Here is a 4,370-nt window from a genome sequence, read left to right on the forward strand (position 1 = left end):
GCTGAGAGGCGCCGCGGGCGACCGCGGCACGGGAGGGGAGGCCGGACGCCGAAGGCGGGGAAACCGTCGTCTCGACCGGATACGAGCGTATCGCGAAGAGCCCTTCCGCAAGGGGGGAATCCGACATCCCGGCCCCGGCGCCGCCGCCCCGCCGGACGGGCGGGGGCACCGCCGCCCACCTCCCGTGACCGCCCTCCCGACCGCCCCGGCCGGGCCCGTCCCCACCTGCGCGGGCGCCCCGGATCCGCCAGCGGGGGTGTACGGGGACGCCCAAGTCCGACACTGTGTAGTAGACGGACTAACCTTGGTCGAGGTGTTCCTCCGTGCGCGGCCCCTGCCGGAAAAGTCCCGGACAGCGGCGAGGCGGTCACACGGCCAAGGGCGCTGACCAGCCAGTTGCAACGAGACCGACGACGGAGTGGCGCGTGGCTCCTCCCGCACAGAACCAGAAGTCCCCCCTCAAGGAACACCATGACGACGCCCCGGGCACGGGACGGGCGCCCCTCTTCGCCGCCGCGGCCGCCGCCCTGTGCCTGACCGGCCTGAGCCTGACCCTGGTCCTCGGCGGAGCCGCCTTCCCCGAGGTCATCCCGGGGCTGCCCGACGCCGGTGAGGCGGTCCGCTGGGGCCTGCCGCTGGCCAAGGTCACCATGGACGCCTCCGCGGTCGTGGCGATCGGCCTGCTGCTGCTCGCCGCGGTCCTGCTGCCCTCCCACAAGGGCAGGCTCTCCCCGCAGGCGACCTCCTACGTGCGCGCGGCCAGCTGGGCGGGCCTGGTCTGGGCCCTCGCCGCCGTGTTCACCCTGTACTTCCAGGCCGCGGAGTTCCTGGCCCGCAAGGTCGGCCAGATCAGCGTCGACGAGGTCACGGCCTACGCCGGGTCGGTCTCGGGCGGCATCGCGCTGATGTTCGTCGTCCTGCTCACGACCGGCATCGCCCTGTTCGGCCGCACGGCCACCACCGCCACCGGCGGCCTGTGGCTGCTCGTCCTGGCCCTGGCCGCCACCACGCCGCCCGCGCTGACCGGCCACTCGGCCTCCTCCGGCTCGCACGAGCTGGCCGTGACCGGGCTGGCCCTGCACGTGATCTCCATCAGCGTGTGGGTGGGCGGCGTGGCCGCGCTGACCTACCACGCTCTGCGCCGCGACGCCCAGGACCCGTCGGTGGCCGCCAACCGCTTCAGCCGCCTGGCCCTGTGGGCCTACGTCGGCGTGGCCGTCAGCGGCGCGGCCAGCGCGCTGGCCCGCCTGTACTCGATCGGGGACCTCGTCGCCACCGAGTACGGCCTGATCATCCTGGTCAAGGTCATCCTGTTCGGGGTCCTGGGCGCGTTCGGCTACATGCACCGCGAGTTCGTCTTCAAGCGCCTGGAGGGCGCCCCGCGGGGACCGGCGGGCGAGGCCTTCCGGCGCCCGCTGTTCCTGCGCGCGGCGCTGGCCGAGGTGCTCATCATGGCCACCGTCATCGGCGTGTCCGTCGGCCTGGGGCGCACCGCGCCGCCCCCGCCGCTGGAGGGCACCGTGGATCCGGCCGCGGCCATCCTCGGCTTCCCCGTTCCGCCGCCCATGACCGCCCAGACCCTGCTCACCCTGTGGCGCCCCGATCTGTTCTTCATCATGATCGTGGTCGTCGCGGGCGGGCTGTACGCGGGCGCCGTGGTCCGGCTGGTGCGCCGGGGCGACTCCTGGCCCGTGGGGCGGACGGTGGCCTTCGCGGCCGGGCTGCTCACGATCGTGGTCACGCAGCTCACCGGGTTCGCGACCTACTCCATGGTGCTGTTCTCGACGCACATGATCCAGCACATGGTGCTGTCGATGCTCACCCCGATCCTGCTGGTGCTGGGCGCGCCGATCACCCTGGCCCTGCGGGCGCTCAAGCCCGCCGCGCGGCGCGGGGACCGGGGACCGCGCGAGTGGCTCAACCTGTTCCTGAACAGCCGTTTCTCCAAGCTGGTCACGCACCCGGCGATCGCTGCCCCGCTGTTCGTGTTCGGCCCCTACGCGCTGTACTTCACGCCGCTGTTCGGCACGCTGATGAACGACCACCTGGGCCACCTGCTCATGGGCGTGCACTTCCTGCTGGTGGGCTTCCTCTTCTACTGGATCATCGTGGGCGTGGACCCGGCGCCGAGGAAGGTGCCCTTCCTGCTGCGCATCCTGCTGCTGCTGGTGGTGATGGGGTTCCACGCCTTCTTCGGCATCACGATCATGATGCAGTCCGAACCCCTGGCGATGGACTACTACGGCCAGTTCGACATCCCGTGGCTGGAGGACCAGGCCGCCGACCAGTACGCGGGCGGCGGCGTCGCCTGGGCGCTGGGCGAGATCCCCACCGCGCTGGTCATGATCGCGCTGGTGCGGCAGTGGTCGCGCGACGACGAGAAGCAGGAGCGCCGCCGGGAGCGCCACAGCCGCCGGGGCGGCTCCGACGACGCCGACATGGACGCCTACAACGCCTACCTGGCCGAGCTCGAACGCCGCTCGCGGGGCGGGGCCCCGGCCGCGGCCACCGCGGCCCCGGAGGCGCCGCCGCGCACCGGTGAGGAGCCGAAGGCGCGGAGCGCACCGGCGGCCGAGTCCGGGGACGACGACCCCGGCCCCGCCGCCGGCAAGGGCGGCTGAACCCGCACGCGGGGGCGCACCGGCCGGTGCGCCCCCGCCGTCGTCGCGGGCCCGACCGGAGCACGCCGACCCCTGGCGCCGGGGCACACGGTGGTGTCGGCCCGGTCCTATGAGGGGATTCCGTTTCGGAGCCGACATGCTCGCGGACGGGCCCGGGGACTGGGTCGGGGTCTGTCGCGCCGTCGGGGCACAGGGCTTCGACGTCCTGCTCCGCCCCGGCCTCCGCTGCCGATCGGCGGCCGAGGTCCCGCGTCCCCGGCCATGGCCGCCGAGCGGGCCGTCGTCGTGGGCTCCAGCGGGCTCACGCAGCGCAGGCGCCGCGGACCGGGGGAGCGGACCGACGGGTCTACCGGCGCAGCGAAGCGCCCCGCACCGCAAGGGCGCGGGGCGCGCGGAGGCAGGAGTACGGGGTCAGACGACCAGGGCGGCCACGGAGGCCCCCACCAGTCCCAGGGCCAGGCAGACCAGCAGGGCCGCGGCCAGCAGTGGCAGGGAGGGCCGCAGCGCGGACACCGCGGACTGGCCGCCCCCCGAGGACTGGCGGCGCGCCACCATCGGCAGCATGACCACGTTCACCGCGGACACGACGGCCGCGACGCAGGCGGACGCGGCGAACCCCGCCCAGAAACCGGACCCGGCGGCCAGCGCGTTGGCCGCGGCCAGCGTCGGCAGCGCCACCAGCACCACCACGGAGGCGATCCCGAACGCGGCCCGCGACCGGGGCGACGCCCCGCGCGAGCTCCCGGAGACGACGAGGAGCAGACCGAGCAGGGCCGCCATCAGGATGGCGCCCACGACTCCGAACACGGCGATGTTGACCAGCGAACTCACGCTCGCCATTGTCGCACCGAACCGCGGATGCCCGGATCCGGGGTGGACGTGCGCGCTCAGCCGGTGTGCTCCACCCGCGAGCCCGCCGCCGTCTTGACCACCTTCAGCCGGGTGGACACCCTCTGCCGCAGGTCGGCGACGTGGCTCACCACACCCACCGCCCGGCCGCCGTCCCGCAGCCGGTCCAGGACGTCCAGCACCTCCTCCAGGGTGTCCTCGTCCAGCGTGCCGAACCCCTCGTCCACGAACAGCGTGTCGATGTCGGCGCCGCCCGCCTCGGCACTGGCCACGTCGCCCAGCCCCAGGGCCAGCGCCAGCGAGCTGAAGAACGTCTCCCCGCCCGAGAGCGTGGCCGGGTCGCGCTCCACACCCGTCCAGGCGTCCACCACCCGCATGCCCAGGCCGCCGGCCGAACGCGCGCGCCCGTCCCCGGCGGCCTTGTCCACCGTGTACCGCAGCTCGTACCGGCCGTCCGACATCGTCACCAGGCGGTCGTTGGCGGCGGCCACCACCTGCTCCAGGCGGGCCGCCAGAACGTACGCCGACAGACGCACGTTGTCGGCGTTGTCGGAGGAGGTCCCGGCGGTCAGGCCGCGCAGCCCCTCGGCCACCGCGTAGCGGCGCAGCGCCGGTTCGCAGTCCCTCAGCCGCAGGTCCAGCTCCCCGCGCAGGGAGGCGAGCCGACGCGCCCGCTCCTCCAGCATGCTCCGCCAGGCCACCGCGCGGTCGGCGGCCTCCGACGCGGTCCGCGCGGCGCGGGCCAGCTCCTCCAGGTCGGGGACGGGCAGCTCCCCGGCCGCGGTCAGCTCCGGATCGGCCAGCGACGCCTCGACGGCGGCCAGGGCGTCGTCGAAGGAGCGGGCGCGTTCGCGCAGCGCGCGGCGCCGCTCCTCGTCCAGCGCGGCCTCCCACACCCCG

General features: G+C 74.6%; 3 protein-coding genes. 1 reads left to right on the top strand and 2 read right to left on the bottom strand.

From position 1 onward, the window contains the following. Positions 1–425 precede the first annotated feature (425 nt). Complete coding sequence (locus tag DQW06_RS22940; RefSeq protein WP_117199288.1) at positions 426–2,621, top strand: cytochrome c oxidase assembly protein; 2,196 nt, start codon at positions 426–428, stop codon at positions 2,619–2,621. A gap of 411 nt (positions 2,622–3,032) precedes the next feature. Here DQW06_RS22940 and DQW06_RS22945 read toward each other — a convergent pair whose 3' ends face one another. Both DQW06_RS22945 and DQW06_RS22950 read right to left on the bottom strand, forming a co-directional pair. Next, positions 3,033–3,461, bottom strand: coding sequence for a hypothetical protein (locus DQW06_RS22945; protein WP_013151679.1), 429 nt, complete (start codon positions 3,459–3,461; stop codon positions 3,033–3,035). A gap of 47 nt (positions 3,462–3,508) precedes the next feature. Then, positions 3,509–4,370 (bottom strand): SbcC/MukB-like Walker B domain-containing protein (locus DQW06_RS22950; RefSeq protein WP_304598544.1); only part of this gene is annotated, 862 nt, incomplete at its 5' end.

Origin of the sequence: Nocardiopsis sp. TNDT3 (assembly GCF_003427465.1) — a bacterium.
In the GTDB taxonomy this organism is placed as follows: domain Bacteria; phylum Actinomycetota; class Actinomycetes; order Streptosporangiales; family Streptosporangiaceae; genus Nocardiopsis; species Nocardiopsis dassonvillei.